Genomic DNA, 13904 nt, shown 5'->3' on the forward strand with positions numbered 1-13904 from the left:
ACGCCTTTACCGTGAGGCAGACTCGGCGACACTGCTGGAGGAACGATGCCCCCACCCGAGAAGCGCCTTCCTGGGCAGAGCAACGCCGAGTACGAGGGACGCCAGAACCCGAACGCGAAGTTCCTCGGCACCCAGTCGCTGTCCGGCGGCGGAGACCCCTCCTTCATCGTGAGGATCTCCCAGGCCGTCTTCGCCTGGATCACCCGCCGCGGACGCAAGTCGAGGTAGGCACGCCACGGCCCGGCCCGCCGCTTCGACCCCGCACTGGCAGGGAAACGGCTAGAAGACCGAAATGTGTACGTGGTCGTAGTGGTTGGCGGTGATGCCGCCGCGGTTCTCCATCATCCGCCAGCCGGGGCTGCGCATGTCGTAGATGCGCTGGCGCCAGATGACGTACTTGATGCCGAGCTTGTTGGCGTTGGCGATCGCGTAGTTGGCGGTGCGGTCGCCCTGGGAGCGGCCGCTGGCGGACGGTGAGGAGCCGCCGGTACTGACCATGAAGTCGCAGGCGTGGCCGGTGCCGTGGTCCTGCGGGTCGCCGGTGCTGCGGACGCAGCCGATGGTCGGGAACGGGCCGAACTCGATGTCCAGGGTGTTCTTGACCTTGAGCATCCGGGGCGTGACGCCGCCCATGCCCACGCTCGGGGACTCGGGCTTGTACTTCTTCACCAGCGCCTGGATCTTGGACTTCTGGCCGAGGAGGTCCTTGATCTCCTTCTCCAGGCCCTTGATCTTGGCCTCGTACTCCTTGCGGGCCTTCTCCTGCTCGTTCACCAGCTTCTGGATCTGCTGGACCTTGTTGGACTGGTTCTGCGCGACGTGGCTGGCCAGGCTCATGTTGCTGAGCGCGTTGGACGGGTCGTCGGCGGCCAGTACGGTGACGCTGGGGTCGGTGCCGCCGCTCATGTACTGGTTGGCCGCCAGCTGGGCGACCAGGCCCCGGGCGACGCGGAGGTCGGCCTGGAGGTCCTTGGACTTCTCCTGGGCCTTCTTGACGCCGTACTGGGCGTCCTTGAGCTTCGCCAGGTCGCCGCCGTACGCCTTCTCCAGTCTCGCGATCTGGCGGTTGTACTTGCTGATGCGTCCGGAGTCGCCGGGGTCGGCATGGGCCGCGGGCACGGTGCCCGCGGTCAGCGGCAGGGCACCGGCGAGCGCCACGAGTGCCAAGGCGGGGCGCCGCAGCCGAGCGTGCCACCGGCGGGTGGAGTTGGGGGTCTCCACGTCCTCTCCTCTCCTCGATCGCCTACCGGGTTAGCTGACGGGTTCGGGCCGGGAGCAGCCCTATCACCGTCCGCTGGTGGCGGGCGGTGAATTCACCCCGGCCGGCGCGTGCCGGGCGTGAAGCCCGGACCCGCCGGCGTTTGGGTCCCCGGTTCCCGGACGCGGGGGGACGCGCCGGGATTAGGCCGGTTCGGCCGGCCCACCCCGGGGCCCAGGGCGAGTCACCGACCGAACAATAACGAACTGTTCGGAACCAATCGGATCCTCGCCAAGATTAAACGGTGGGGACAGTGGAATGGTTCATCCGCCCGCCGGGCCCGGCCCCCCGCTGGGAGCCGGGCCATCTTACGTGACGCGACTCACAGACCCGACTTGTAGAGCAGCCGGTTGGGCGTTCCGCTCCCAAGACGACCGATTTGTCCCTTTGTCGAGTTGTCGTTCAGCCATTTCTGCACCTGCGGGAAAGTGGCGGTCCTCTTCCCGGCCAGGTACAGGGCCGCGACCCCGCTGACGTGCGGGGCGGCCATCGACGTGCCGCTCAGCGTGGACTTGCCGCCGCCCGGCCAGGTCGAGGTGATCCCGTAGCCCGGCGCCAGGATGTCCAGGCACTTGCCGTAGTTCGACCAGGTGGCGCGGTTGTCGTGGATGGTCGTCGCGCCGACCGCCATGACCCAGCCGGCGCTGGACGGGGACGTCTTGCAGGCGTCCTGGCCCTCGTTGCCGGCCGCGACCGTGGTGAACACGCCGGACCGGGAGAGCTTCTCCACCGCCGCGTTCAGCGCCGCCGACTTGCCGCCGCCGATCGACATGTTGGCGACCGCGGGCTTCGCCGCGTTCTTCTGCAGCCACTCGACGGCGGCCACGATCGTCGAGACGTAGCCGTAGCCGTCGGCGTCCAGCACGCGCAGGCCGCGCAGCCTGACGTTCTTGGCCACGCCGTACGTCGCGGAGCCGATCGTCCCGGCCACGTGCGTCCCGTGGCCGTTGTGGTCCCAGCCGTCGCCGTTGAACTCGGGGGCGACCCAGACCATCGAGGCGCGCCCGCCGAACTGCGGGTGGGAGTGGGCGAGCCCGGAGTCGATGACGTACGCGTTGACGCCCGAACCGGTCGACTTGTACGTGTACGTCTTCGACAGCGTCTTCTTGCGCTGGTCGATCCGGTCCAGCCCCCACACCGGGGACTTCTGCGTGGTGGACGCCCGGACGATCTGGTCCTGCTCGATCGCGGCGACCGCGGGGTCGCGGCGCAGCCGGTCGAGCTGGGACGTGCTCAGCTTGGCGGCGAAGCCGTTGAGGACGCGGTCGTACCGCTGCACCTTCGCGGCCTTGACCCGCGCGGCCGCGCCGGCCGGCGACGAGCCCGACTTCATGGTGACGATGTACCGGCCCGGGGCCGGGGTGCCCTGCGCCGCGGCCACCGGGACGGGCGGCGCCTGGGGGGCGGCGGCGAAGGCGGGCAGGGTGGCGGCGGTACCGGTCGCGGCGACCGCGCCGATGATGAGCACCCTTCGGGGGAAAGTCCGCAAGAGCTCTCCTTCTCTCACGCGGGGGCCGCGCACGGCGCCCGCGGCCGGGGTCGAGGCGACCCTGGGCGGAGGTACTTTATTGGATCTCTGCTGGACATAGCCTTTAAATCCGGCATTTCGGCTACGCCGACCGAATCAGGCCAGGAAGGGGCTCGCGGTTCAGTCGCGGCTGAGCTTGCCCTGGTAGCCCACCTGGGAGCTGCCCGGCGCCGACCACACGTACTGCAGCGACCCGTCCGGCTGCCGGCTCACCAGCACGTCACCGGCCGTGCAGGGCTTGGCGATGGTCAGCGACATGTGCAGCTGCCGGTTGGTCCCGCGGGCGAACGCGAGCGTGCCCGTGCAGCCGTTCTGCGGGTACACCGCCCGCGCCGCCTTCGTGCCCTTCTCGAACGTCACCTCGACCGGGAACGTGGCGCCCCGCCCCGTGTTGACCAGCGTCCCCTTCCACGTGCCGGCGAACGCCTCGGGCACGGCCGTGACCGGGGTGTCGTCGATCCCGTCGGCCTTCCCGGCGGGCGCGCCGTCGTCGTCCCCGCGCATCTGCGGCCAGAGCACCAGGCCGATGATCGCGACACCGACCAGCACCCCGATGGTGAGCGAGAGCGCCACCCCGAGCAGATGGTTGCCGGGCCGCGGCAGCCGCGCCAGGAGCCCGGCGAACCCGCTCTCGCCGCCCGCGGGCGGCAGCGACAGGATCGCGGTGGAGGTGCGCTCGTCGTCCTCGTCGCCCCGGCTCGCGCCCATGCCCGGGATGAGGTGCGGCGTCGGCTCGGTACGGTCCGCCGGATCCGGCGGGGGAGCGGTGGCGAGCGGGGCCATCGCCTGGGTGGCGGGGTCGTGGTCGAACACGGTGTCCTCGACGCGCGGCGTGTCGACCCGGGTGAGGTCGGACGGCTCCTGCGGCGGCCACTCGTTCCGCGGGCCGAGGACCGCCGGGAAGGCGGGCGCTCCGAAGCTCGCGGGCGGCGACGCGGCCGGCACCTGAGCGGGCGCGGGCTCGGGCTCGGGGTGCGGTTCCCGTTCGGGTTCCGGTTCGGGCGCCGGTACGGCCGCGGCGGGCCCCGGGGTGCCGGCGAGCGCGCGGCCCTCGGCGACCAGCGACTCCGGCATCCGGTCGGCGAGCGGGCCCCCGCCGTCCAGGAGCCGGCCGAGCAGCCCGGCCGCGGTGGGCCGCTTGGCGGGCTCCTTCGCGAGCGCGTCCGCGACGATCCCGCGCAGGTAGAACGGCAGCGCCGTGATGTCCGGATCGTCGTACATGATCCGCTGCATGATCTCGGAGGGCGAGCCCTCGCCGAACGGCGGCCGCCCGTTCGCGGCGAACAGCAGCACCGCGGCCCAGCCCCACACGTCGGCCGCCGGGCCGATGTCGACGCCGCTGAGCTGCTCGGGCGCCTTGTACGACGGGTCGTCGCCGATCCGGCCGGTCGGGGCGGCGTTGACCGCGTCCAGCGCCTGGGTGAGGCCGAAGTCGCTGACCTGCGGACCGTTCCGGCCGAGCAGGACGTCCCCGGGCTCCAGGTCGTGGTGGACCGCTCCGGCCCGGTGGGCGGCGGCCAGCGCGACCGCGGTGCCGACCGCGAGCCGCTCGACGACCGCCGCGCCGCGCGGGCCCTCGTCGGCGACGAGCTGCAGCAGCGAGGGGCCGTCGACCCACTCGCCGACGACGTACGGGCGATCGCCCTCGACATCGGCGTCCAGGACCCCGGCCGTGCAGAACCCGGACACCTTCCGCGCCGCGGCGAACGCGCCGGCGAACCGCGACCGCGCCGCCGGCTCGCCGCTCACCCGAAGGTGCAGCACCTTCACCGCGACGGTCCGGCCGGACCGGTCGCGGCCGCGGAAGACGGCGCCGTGCTCGCCGACGCCCAGCCGGCCCGTGATCTCGTACTCGCCGAGCCGTCGCGGATCACCGGGCTGCAGGGGCAGCGCCTCGGCCATCTACACAACCTCCGTGACTCTCCTGCCGGGGAACGGTTCCCCGGCCGGTCTCCCGGATTCCCGACATACCGTGCAGACCGTGTACGGCGCGGTCATCCTCCCACCGGCCCGAGGGTTCCCGTGCCGGCGGCCGCGGCCGGGCGGCGTCGGGCCGGGTAGCGTCGGGCCGTGCCGCGAACACCTCTCACTCGTGCCGCGCTGGACGAACAGCGCAGCGTACTCGGCCTCCCGCCGTACGCCGGAACCGACGAACCCGCCGAGCTGCGCCGCTCGGCGCTGGAGACCGTCCTGGCGGCGTACGACGCGGGCGCCGGGCCGGCCCGCCCGATCCTGCGGGGCGCCGTCCGGCACCTGCTGGACCGGCTCGCCGAGCTGGCCCCCGGGCGCTCGGTGGAGGTCCGGGTGCCTCCGTACGCGGCCGTCCAGTGCATCGACGGCCCGCACCATACCCGGGGCACCCCGCCGAACGTGGTGGAGATGGACGCAGACACCTGGATCGTTCTCGCCACCGGCCGCCTGACCTGGGACGAGGCGATGAAGACCGGCCGGGTCAGGGCGAGCGGCCCGCGGGCGGACCTGTCCGCGCACCTGCCGGTGCCGCCCTCCTGACCCCTGTTGTACGGGCCGTCTGATTTCGGGCCCCGCCCCTCTTGCCCGCGCGCCCGGACGCTGCGAGCGTGGAGGCACTGACGGTCGGGGCACGGCAAAGAGGGCGGCGCCATGCTCATCGCGCACTGGACCTTCGACATCGGGACCATCGACGGCCGGGAGGTCGCCGACGTCCAGGGCGGTCCCGCCGCGACGCTGGACGAGTCGGTGCGGATCGTCCCCGGCCGGGACGGCGAGGCGCTCTCCTTCGGCGGCGCCGGGCACGCGGTCGTCCCCGCGGTGCCGCAGCTCGTCCTGAGCCAGGCCTTCGGCTTCGCGCTGGCCTTCCACGTCAAGGTGACCGCCGCGCCGGACGGCGAGTGGCGCGGCCTGTTCGCCAAGCCGGCCGGCGAGCACGACGCCCGCAGCGCCGGCATGTGGCTCTACCCGGACGCCACCCGCGTCCGCACCCAGCTCTTCACGATCAAGGGCCCGGACTACGTCGACAGCCGCCGGGCCCTCCCGCTGGACGAGTGGGCCCACGTGGCGTTCGTGGTCAACTCCGACGGCATGTTCCTGTATATCGACGGCCAGCTCGATGTGGCCGTCCCGCTGGAGCACGCCGTCGTGCCGCTCTCGGGCCCCCTCTACCTGGGCAGCGAGCCGGGCAAGCCCGGACTCACCGGCCTTCTCGCGGACTTCCGGGTGTACGCCTCGGCCCTGGACGAAGCCACCATCCACTCCCTTGCCCAGGCATAGGCCGCAAGACGAGCCCGCAGCTCGCGCACACGATTAACGTGCATACACTGACGGGTGTGCCTCTCGGTGATGGACTTCTGAGCCACGACCTCGACCCCTCGGACCGCTCCCCCAAGGACGCTTGCGGGGTCTTCGGCGTATGGGTGCCGCCCAGCGAGGCGTCCCGTGCCGAAGTGAGCAAGCTCACCTACTACGGCCTGTACGCGCTCCAGCACCGCGGGCAGGAGTCCGCCGGCATCGCCGTCAGCGACGGATCGCGGATCGTCGTCTTCAAGGACATGGGCCTCGTCTCCCAGGTCTTCGACGAGTCCGTCCTCAACACGCTGCGCGGCCACCTGGCCGTGGGCCACTGCCGCTACTCCACGACCGGCTCCCCGACCTGGGAGAACGCCCAGCCGACGTTCCGCTCCACCGATCCGGGCGGGCTCGCGCTGGCGCACAACGGCAACCTGATCAACACCCCCGAGCTGGCCGACCGGCTCGACCCGGGCGTGCTGACCGCGACCACCGACACCGAGGTCCTCACGGCCCTGCTCGCCACCCACGGCGGCGGCGACCCGATGGCCGCGGCCCGCGAGATCCTCCCGGTCACGCGCGGCGCGTACTCCCTGGTCTTCATGGACGAGGGCACGCTGTACGCCGCCCGCGACCCCGAGGGCGTCCGGCCCCTCGTCCTCGGCAGCTTCGAGGACGTCGGCTGGGTGGTGGCGTCCGAGACGGCCGCCCTCGACATCGTCGGCGCCCGGTTCGTCCGGGAGATCGAGCCCGGCGAGATGATCGCCTGCGACGGCTCCGGCGTGCGCTCCGAGCGGTTCGCCGAGGCCCGGCCCAAGGGCTGCCTGTTCGAGTACGTCTACCTGGCCCGGCCCGACACCACGATCTCCGGCCGCAGCGTCCAGGCCACCCGGGTCGAGGTCGGCCGCCGGCTGGCCGCCGAGCACCCGGTCGAGGCCGACATGGTCATCCCCACGCCCGAGTCGGGGACCCCGGCCGCGATCGGCTACGCCGAGGCGTCCGGCATCCCCTACGGCCAGGGCCTGGTGAAGAACTCCTACGTCGGCCGCACGTTCATCCAGCCCTCGCAGACCATCCGCCAGCTGGGCATCCGGCTCAAGCTCAACCCGCTGCGCGAGGCCATCGAGGGCAAGCGGCTGATCGTCGTGGACGACTCGATCGTCCGCGGCAACACCCAGCGCGCGATCGTGGCCATGCTCCGCGACGCCGGGGCCGCCGAGGTGCACGTCCGGATCTCCAGCCCGCCGGTCGCCTGGCCCTGCTTCTACGGCATCGACTTCGCCAGCCGCGCCGAGCTGATCGCCGGGAACCTCTCGGTCGAGGGCATCCGCGACTCCCTGGGCGCCGACTCCCTCGGCTTCATCTCCCTGGACGAGCTCATCGCCGCCTCCCAGATCCCCAAGAACGACCTGTGCCGGGCCTGTTTCGACGGGGTCTACCCGATCCCCGTGGACGAGGACGCGCGCGGCAAGCACCTCCTGGAGACCTCCGCATGAGCACGTCCTACGAGGCCGCCGGCGTCGACATCGCCGCGGGCGAGCGCGCCGTCGACCTGATGAAGTCCCGGGTCGCCCGGTCCCGCCGCCCCGAGGTGGTGGACGACGCCAGCGGCTTCGCGGGCCTCTTCGACGTCTCCGCGCTCCTGCGCTACGAGCGGCCCCTGCTGGCGACGTCCACCGACGGCGTCGGCACCAAGGTCGACCTCGCCCGCCGGCTGGGCGTGTACGACACCATCGGCCACGACCTCGTCGGCATGGTGATCGACGATCTCGCGGTCTGCGGCGCCGAGCCGCTGTTCATGACCGACTACATCGCCTGCGGCAAGGTCGTTCCGGAGCGGATCGCCGACATCGTCGGCGGGATCGCCGACGCCTGCGCCCTCGCCGGCTGCGCCCTGGTCGGCGGCGAGACGGCCGAGCACCCGGGCCTGCTGGAACCCGACGAGTTCGACCTCGCCGGCGCCGGTACGGGCGTCGTGGAGGCCGGCGCGCTGCTCGGGCCCGAGCGCGTGAAGCCGGGCGACGCCGTGATCGCGATGGCGTCCTCCGGCATCCACTCCAACGGCTACTCCCTGGTCCGGCACATCCTCGCCACCACCGGCCTGACCCTGGAGTCGCAGCCGGCCGAGCTGACCGCCACCCTGGGCGAGGAACTCCTCACCCCGACCCGCGTCTACGCCAAGGACTGCCTGGCCCTCATCGACGGGGCCGCCGTACGCGCGTTCGCCCACATCACCGGCGGCGGCCTGGCGGCCAACCTGGCCCGCTCCCTGCCCGCCACGGCGGACGCCGCCCTCCGGCGCTCCTCCTGGACGGTCCCGCCGATCTTCGAGGTGCTGCGGAACGCCGGAAACGTCCAGACCGCCGACATGGACAAGACGTTCAACATGGGCGTCGGCATGGCGGCGATCGTCTCCGCCGACACGGCCGACGCCGCCCTGCGCCTCCTGAACGACCGCGACGTCCCGTCCTGGATCCTCGGCGAGATCACCCCGGGGACCGGCAAGGCGTTCCTCGCTTAAGTCCTCGCCGGCGCTCGAATCTGCCTTCGGACGCGATCGCAACGCCTCTGTGAGGGTGTTTCGCGGGAACTTGTGCGGGGTGTCCGGGCGTCACATAGGGCGTGAAATTTCCTGGGTGGCCGGTGTTGCGGCGGTGGGTGGGGCCGGTCGCCGTGCTGGCCGGGCTGGTGGCGTACGGGGTCGTGGTGCCCACGGGGTGGGCGTACGCGGAGACGGCGGGCCACAGGAAGAGCGTTGCGGACGTGCCCGCCACGCCGGTGGCGCTCGTGCTGGGGGCCGGGATCCGGGACGGGCAGCCGTCGCTGTTCCTGGCGCGGCGGCTGGACCTGGCGGTCGAGCTTTACCGGCGGGGCAAGGTCAAGGTCGTGCTGGTGTCGGGGGACAACCGCGTCGTCGACTACGACGAGCCGACCGTGATGCGGGACTACCTGGCCGGCAAGGGCGTGCCCGCGGGACGGGTCGTGCGGGACTTCGCCGGGCTGGACACGTGGGACTCCTGCGTCCGGGCCAAGAAGATCTTCGGGGTCACGCGCCTCACGGTCGTCACCCAGGACTTCCACCTGCCGAGGGCCGTCGCCCTCTGCCGGGCGGCGGGGCTGGACGCCTGGGGCGTCGGGGACGCCAGCCCGTCCCAGATGGGCGCGACGGCGGTCGGCTACGCCCGGGAGCCGCTGGCCATGCTCAAGGCGATGGGCAGCCTGACGACGCGGCCCGCGCCGACCCATCTGGGTGACCCGGAACCGGGTGTACGAGAGGCGCTCGCCACCCCGTAGCCGGGCGTACCAAAAAGAACATCGCCCCGCGCGGGCCTCCCGGTGGGAGGGGGCGCGGAGCGATGCCGGGCGGGCCGCGGTTGGGCGGCCCGCATCACGTTCAGGAGCCGGCTCAGAGCCGACTCAGGGGCCGGACGTGCCGTCCTTGCGGTCGTCGGTGCCCTCGTCGGCGTAGTCGGCGTATTTCTCGGCGAGCTCGTCGTAAGCGTCGTAGTCGTCGCCGGCGGGGGCGGGGTCGGAGACTCCCAGCTCGCTCTTCAGGCGGTCGAGGTCCGTGTTGCCGCCGTTGTATTTGAGCTGTCGGGCAACCTTTACCTGCTTGGCCTTGGCTCGGCCGCGACCCATTGGCTCGACCCCCTCGATGGTCAGGGCTTTCGTGGGCCCATCAACGCGCGCGTGTACCACACGAACCGATGCCTGATGAGCCATGCGTCAGTCACGGATACAACCGTACCCGTTTTGCGCCCGGCTCGGTACATCGTCGGTACGTGGCGGCACGCTCGTTTGCGGAGATCCCCAGTGTATCGGGTGCCCGCGAGTCGCCTGACTTCGGTCATCGAACTGCGAACCGGGCGTGTCAGGCGGACGGGCCGGACGGGATCGCGAGGGGCCCGCCGCGGCCCCGTCCGGCCCGGAAGGTCAGAGCAGGATGCCCTTCAGGCGCCCGATGGCGGACATCCGCCGCTCGGCGAGGCGGTCGGCCGCCACGGCCGGCGGGACGCCCTCCTCGGCGGCCAGCGCGAAGATCCGCCGGGTGGTCTCGAAGATCCCGCTCGCCCGGGACCGCGCCCGGTCGAAGTCGAACCCCTCGATCTCGTCGGCGACCTGGATCACCCCGCCCGAGTTGACCACGTAGTCGGGGGCGTACAGCACGCCGCGGTCGGCGAGCTGCTTCTCGATGCCCGGATGGGCCAGCTGGTTGTTCGCGGCGCCGCACACCATGCGGGCCGTCAGGGCCGGGACGGAGTCGTCGTCCAGGGAACCGCCGAGCGCGCAGGGGGCGTACACGTCCAGGCCCGCCCGGATCAGGGCCGCCTTGTCCGCGACGACCTCCACGTCCGGGTGGCGGGTGCGGACGCGTTCCACGGCCGCCTCGTCCACGTCGCAGATCACCACGTCCGCGCCGTCATCGCGCAGATGCTCGACGAGCCGGTGGCCGACCTTGCCGACGCCCTCGACGCCGACCCGGCGGCCGCGCAGCGTGGGGCCGTCCCAGAGCGCCTCGGCCGCGGCGCGCATGCCCTGGAAGACGCCGTACGCCGTCAGGATCGAGGAGTCGCCGGCGCCGCCGTGCGCGAGCGTCCGGCCGGTCACGAAGCGCGACTCGCGCGCCACGACGTCCATGTCCTCGCTGTACGTGCCGACGTCGCACGCCGTGTAGTAGCGGCCGTTCAGCGACTGCACGAACCGCCCGTACGCCCGCAGGAGCTCCTCGGACTTGGCGGTCCCGGGATCCCCGATGATGACGGCCTTGCCCCCGCCGTGATCGAGCCCGGCCAGGGCGTTCTTGTACGTCATCCCCCGCGACAGGTTGAGCACGTCGGTCAGGGCCTCGTCCTCCGACCCGTACGGGTAGAAGCGGGTGCCGCCCAGCGCGGGGCCGAGCGCCGTCGAGTGGATCGCGATGATCGCGCGCAGGCCGCTGGCCTCGTCCTGGCAGAAGACGACCTGCTCGTGCGTCCCGAAGCGGGACGCGGTGGGGTCTGTGCCCTTGTGGGGCGACCCGAAGACATTAGGCACGGTGGTGCCCTCCTCTCCGTCTTGAGATCAGCCTAAGGGTGAGCGGCATCACCCGAGTGACGAGGTAACACAGCGGTCTCGGTGGCGGCGTACCGGCGGGGGGCATGTCACCATGCGGGGGTGCTTCCGTACGCCGCGTACCTACGGGTATACGAACCGGTGACCGCCTTCCCCGAACCGGCCCGGACGCTGTGGACGGCCTATGCCGAGTCGCGGCGGCGCCCCGCCCGCGAGCACGCGCTGGAGGCCGAGCACCTGGACGCCCGGCGGCGGCTCGTGGCGGCACCGCCGATCGTCGCCCCCGAACGCGAGAGCGGGGACGCGTACGTGCGGCTCGCGCAGGACACGATCTACGTCGCGCCGTGGGACACCCGGCTGCGGTCGTGGCTCGCGCTCGCGCGGTTCCGGGAGGAGACGCCCGCCCGGCTGGCCGGCTGGCACGTGCCGCCGCAGGTCGCGCGGGAGGCGGAGCAGGCGTTCGACCGCTGGCGGCTGGCCGGGCGCACCCTGCATCCGCACATCAGGTCCAGCAATTGGCACGTGCCACTGCCGTGGTTCGTGCCGTTCACCGCGGCCGAGCGGAGCCTCACGCTCGGGACCCCGCCCGCGGACGGCGGCCAGGGCGGCGGCCCGGCGACGGCGTCCGCCACCCGCACGCTCATCTACGTCACCTCCATGCGCGACGCGCGCGGCAGGATCGCCGCCGCGCTGCCGGCCGTCCGCGCCGACACCGGCGACGGGACCCGGCTCGGCGCGGGCGAGCTCGAGACGCTGGACCGCTGGCTGGCGGCGTTCCATCCGGGGTCGCTGGTCGAGCTCGACTACGGCGGACTCGTCCACCTCCTGGACGACCGGTCGCTGTGCGCGGACGAGTCGGTCGCCGAGATCGGGGTCGCGCTCGCCGCGATGGCCCGCGGCCAGACCGAACTCTGGGTCGCGATGCACAAGCGACTGGAGACCCGGTGGCGCCCCGTACGGGCCCTCCAGTCGGCGAGCTGAGCGCCTCCCGCCCCAGGTGAACGCCCCGTTCGCTTGGACGTACTGAACAAATTTCCCGAATCCCTGCGCGATACGACTATACGTGTCGCTAGAATCACGCAGCGTGACCCAGTGGCCATGATGCGCACGGTCCGGGCGATCGGTGGGGGAAGTTCTCACGCAACTATCGCCTAGGAACTTGCTTGTCGCGTTGAGTGGTGGCAAGGTTACACGTTGTGATGTCATAGTGGCTCTTTCGGGCCATAGGGGACATCAGTGACCGCGCGAAGATCAATCGCAGGATCGCTGTCATCGGTCCACGGAGGAGAGGCCGCACACATGTCAGCACGTACGCCAGAGGCCGAGCCCCTGCTGACGCCGGCAGAGGTGGCGACGATGTTCCGCGTCGACCCCAAGACCGTCACGCGCTGGGCGAAGGCTGGAAAGCTGACGTCCATCCGCACGCTGGGGGGACACCGGCGCTACCGCGAGGCCGAGGTGCGAGCGCTGCTCGCGGGAATTCCGCAGCAGCGGTCGGAGTAGCACACTCCGGCCGGCGGGCGCCGCACGGCACCCGCCGCCCGTACAACGGGCTTAAGAGGGGGGAGGCCGGGAGAGACCCCTGGACCACGGTCCAGAGCTCTCCCGGACGATGGATCCGGGACCACGATCATCCGAGAATCGCGGTCCCGGACCTGTCTATTGCATTGCCCTTGGCGTCGGGCGTTGGACGCCCTCCTTCGGCGGGCACTGCGGCGATCGCTGCATCGCTCCGTCTCGCCTTGGCGGCTCGCTGCGCGATCAGATTCTCGCTTGCGCTCGAATCTGGCTTCGCACGCGATCGCAACGCCTCGGGTGCGTGACCACCTCGGCAGGCCACCTCAGGTGGTGGGCATGGTCGGCTGGGGCGGGTGGTTCAGTTGCGCTTTGGGGACGCGAACTCTTGGCGGGTCAGGTCTTCGAAGAGGGCGCCTGTGGTGGGGTCGTGGCGGCCTGCCACGTGGAGCAGGACGATCAGCTGGTCCACCAGGAGGCTTTCCAGTTCCTGGCGGGTGACGTCGCGGTTCTCCAGCCAGTCCAGGCCCGCGGTCTCCACCGACGCCATCCAGGAGCGCAGGGTGATGCGCAGGACGGGCTCGGGCGTCTCGATGTTCAGGGCGTGCAGGATGCGGCCCAGGAGGAGGCGGCGGATGCCGTCGACGATCTCGCCCACCTCGCCGGAACGGTCGGCGGGGCCGCCGCGCAGGAGGGCCGTGTAGCCGGCCGCGTGGCTTTCGACGAAGTCGAAGTAGCGTTCGAGGGAGGACTGGAGGCGCTCCAGCGGCTTGCCCTCCGGGGGGATCTTCAGGAGGTCGGAGAGCTGCTTGGCGGCGCTGCCCAGGGCGGCCAGGTAGAGCTCGTACTTGCCGCCGAAGTAGTGGTAGACGAGGGCGCGGGAGGCGCCGGCGGCCGCGGCGACGTCGTCAATGGAGACGTCCTCGGGGGGCTGGGTGCTGAAGAGTTGCAGCGCGGCCTCGATCAGCTCGTCGCGACGCTCGTCGACGCTGAGCCGGCGGCGGGTGCGTTGCCCGTTCTTCGGCTTGCTCACTGCCCGATCTCCCACCCGGGAAGCGTATCCGAGGGCCGGAGTGGATCCGCCCCGTACGCGGACGGCTGCGCAGGGTGATATGTAGCGCTTTTTCGGGGCTGTGATCCAGAGCACCACATGCCCGAACTGCCATTGACGGCTGCCCGTTACTCGCTGTTGCGACGCGCCGGGGCGGCGGCGGGGCATCATGGCATCTCCCCCCGAGCGGGGGGAGGCGTGCCCGGCCCGTACGGCGGGCCCGGAGCGCCGAGGCG

At 71.9% G+C, this 13904-nt stretch carries 14 protein-coding genes and 1 riboswitch; of the genes, 8 read left to right on the top strand and 6 right to left on the bottom strand.

The genetic code is table 11. The features are described 5' to 3' along the window. Positions 1-45: 45 nt before the first annotated feature. Positions 46-228 carry a hypothetical protein gene (locus AB0881_RS05435; RefSeq protein WP_366614440.1) on the top strand — a complete coding sequence of 61 codons (183 nt, stop codon included), beginning with the start codon at positions 46-48 and terminating at the stop codon, positions 226-228. A 51-nt stretch (positions 229-279) separates the two neighbouring features. Here the strand turns inward: AB0881_RS05435 and AB0881_RS05440 are convergent, their stop codons facing one another. The 3 genes from AB0881_RS05440 to AB0881_RS05450 form a co-directional block, all read right to left on the bottom strand. After that, a complete protein-coding gene (locus AB0881_RS05440) occupies positions 280-1221 on the bottom strand; it encodes a DUF4200 domain-containing protein (protein WP_366614441.1) in 942 nt (313 codons plus the stop codon). Between the two features lie 3 nt (positions 1222-1224). Further along, positions 1225-1418: riboswitch (cyclic di-AMP (ydaO/yuaA leader) on the bottom strand. Positions 1419-1580: 162 nt separating this feature from the next. Further along, positions 1581-2747: a S8 family peptidase gene (locus AB0881_RS05445; RefSeq protein ID WP_366614443.1), complete on the bottom strand. Its 1167-nt coding sequence runs from the start codon at positions 2745-2747 to the stop codon at positions 1581-1583. Between the two features lie 159 nt (positions 2748-2906). Next, positions 2907-4688, bottom strand: a complete 1782-nt coding sequence (locus tag AB0881_RS05450) for a serine/threonine-protein kinase (RefSeq protein WP_366614444.1) — start codon at positions 4686-4688, stop codon at positions 2907-2909. Between the two features lie 168 nt (positions 4689-4856). On the opposite strand from AB0881_RS05450, the gene AB0881_RS05455 reads away from it, so the two are divergent. The 5 genes from AB0881_RS05455 to AB0881_RS05475 all read left to right on the top strand — a co-directional run bounded on the left by AB0881_RS05455 (position 4857) and on the right by AB0881_RS05475 (position 9344). Next, positions 4857-5297, top strand: coding sequence for a sterol carrier family protein (locus AB0881_RS05455; protein WP_366614445.1), 441 nt, complete (start codon positions 4857-4859; stop codon positions 5295-5297). A gap of 111 nt (positions 5298-5408) precedes the next feature. Further along, positions 5409-6035: a LamG domain-containing protein gene (locus AB0881_RS05460; RefSeq protein WP_366614446.1), complete on the top strand. Its 627-nt coding sequence runs from the start codon at positions 5409-5411 to the stop codon at positions 6033-6035. Positions 6036-6091: 56 nt separating this feature from the next. Next, the gene (gene purF, locus AB0881_RS05465; protein ID WP_366614447.1) at positions 6092-7546 is read left to right on the top strand and encodes an amidophosphoribosyltransferase; all 1455 of its coding nucleotides are present in this window, start codon (positions 6092-6094) and stop codon (positions 7544-7546) included. After that, on the top strand, positions 7543-8571 hold the full coding sequence (gene purM / locus AB0881_RS05470) for a phosphoribosylformylglycinamidine cyclo-ligase (RefSeq protein WP_366614449.1): 1029 nt from the start codon (positions 7543-7545) through the stop codon (positions 8569-8571). Before purF ends, purM begins: the two co-directional genes overlap by 4 nt. A gap of 122 nt (positions 8572-8693) precedes the next feature. After that, positions 8694-9344 carry an ElyC/SanA/YdcF family protein gene (locus AB0881_RS05475; protein WP_366614450.1) on the top strand — a complete coding sequence of 217 codons (651 nt, stop codon included), beginning with the start codon at positions 8694-8696 and terminating at the stop codon, positions 9342-9344. A 123-nt stretch (positions 9345-9467) separates the two neighbouring features. Here the strand turns inward: AB0881_RS05475 and AB0881_RS05480 are convergent, their stop codons facing one another. Together AB0881_RS05480 and AB0881_RS05485 are read right to left on the bottom strand one after the other, a co-directional pair. Continuing rightward, positions 9468-9689 carry a DUF3073 domain-containing protein gene (locus AB0881_RS05480; RefSeq protein WP_366614687.1) on the bottom strand — a complete coding sequence of 74 codons (222 nt, stop codon included), beginning with the start codon at positions 9687-9689 and terminating at the stop codon, positions 9468-9470. A 294-nt stretch (positions 9690-9983) separates the two neighbouring features. Next, complete coding sequence (locus AB0881_RS05485) at positions 9984-11084, bottom strand: Glu/Leu/Phe/Val dehydrogenase dimerization domain-containing protein (RefSeq protein ID WP_366614452.1); 1101 nt, start codon at positions 11082-11084, stop codon at positions 9984-9986. A gap of 120 nt (positions 11085-11204) precedes the next feature. On the opposite strand from AB0881_RS05485, the gene AB0881_RS05490 reads away from it, so the two are divergent. Beyond that, positions 11205-12083: a hypothetical protein gene (locus AB0881_RS05490; protein ID WP_366614453.1), complete on the top strand. Its 879-nt coding sequence runs from the start codon at positions 11205-11207 to the stop codon at positions 12081-12083. A 318-nt stretch (positions 12084-12401) separates the two neighbouring features. Further along, a complete protein-coding gene (bldC, locus tag AB0881_RS05495) occupies positions 12402-12605 on the top strand; it encodes a developmental transcriptional regulator BldC (RefSeq protein WP_012850682.1) in 204 nt (67 codons plus the stop codon). A 373-nt stretch (positions 12606-12978) separates the two neighbouring features. On the opposite strand, the gene AB0881_RS05500 is transcribed toward bldC, so the two are convergent. Continuing rightward, positions 12979-13650, bottom strand: a complete 672-nt coding sequence (locus AB0881_RS05500) for a TetR/AcrR family transcriptional regulator (RefSeq protein ID WP_366614454.1) — start codon at positions 13648-13650, stop codon at positions 12979-12981. Positions 13651-13904 lie beyond the last annotated feature (254 nt).

Source organism: Spirillospora sp. NPDC029432 (assembly GCF_040703975.1).
Taxonomy (GTDB): Bacteria; Actinomycetota; Actinomycetes; order Streptosporangiales; family Streptosporangiaceae; genus Spirillospora.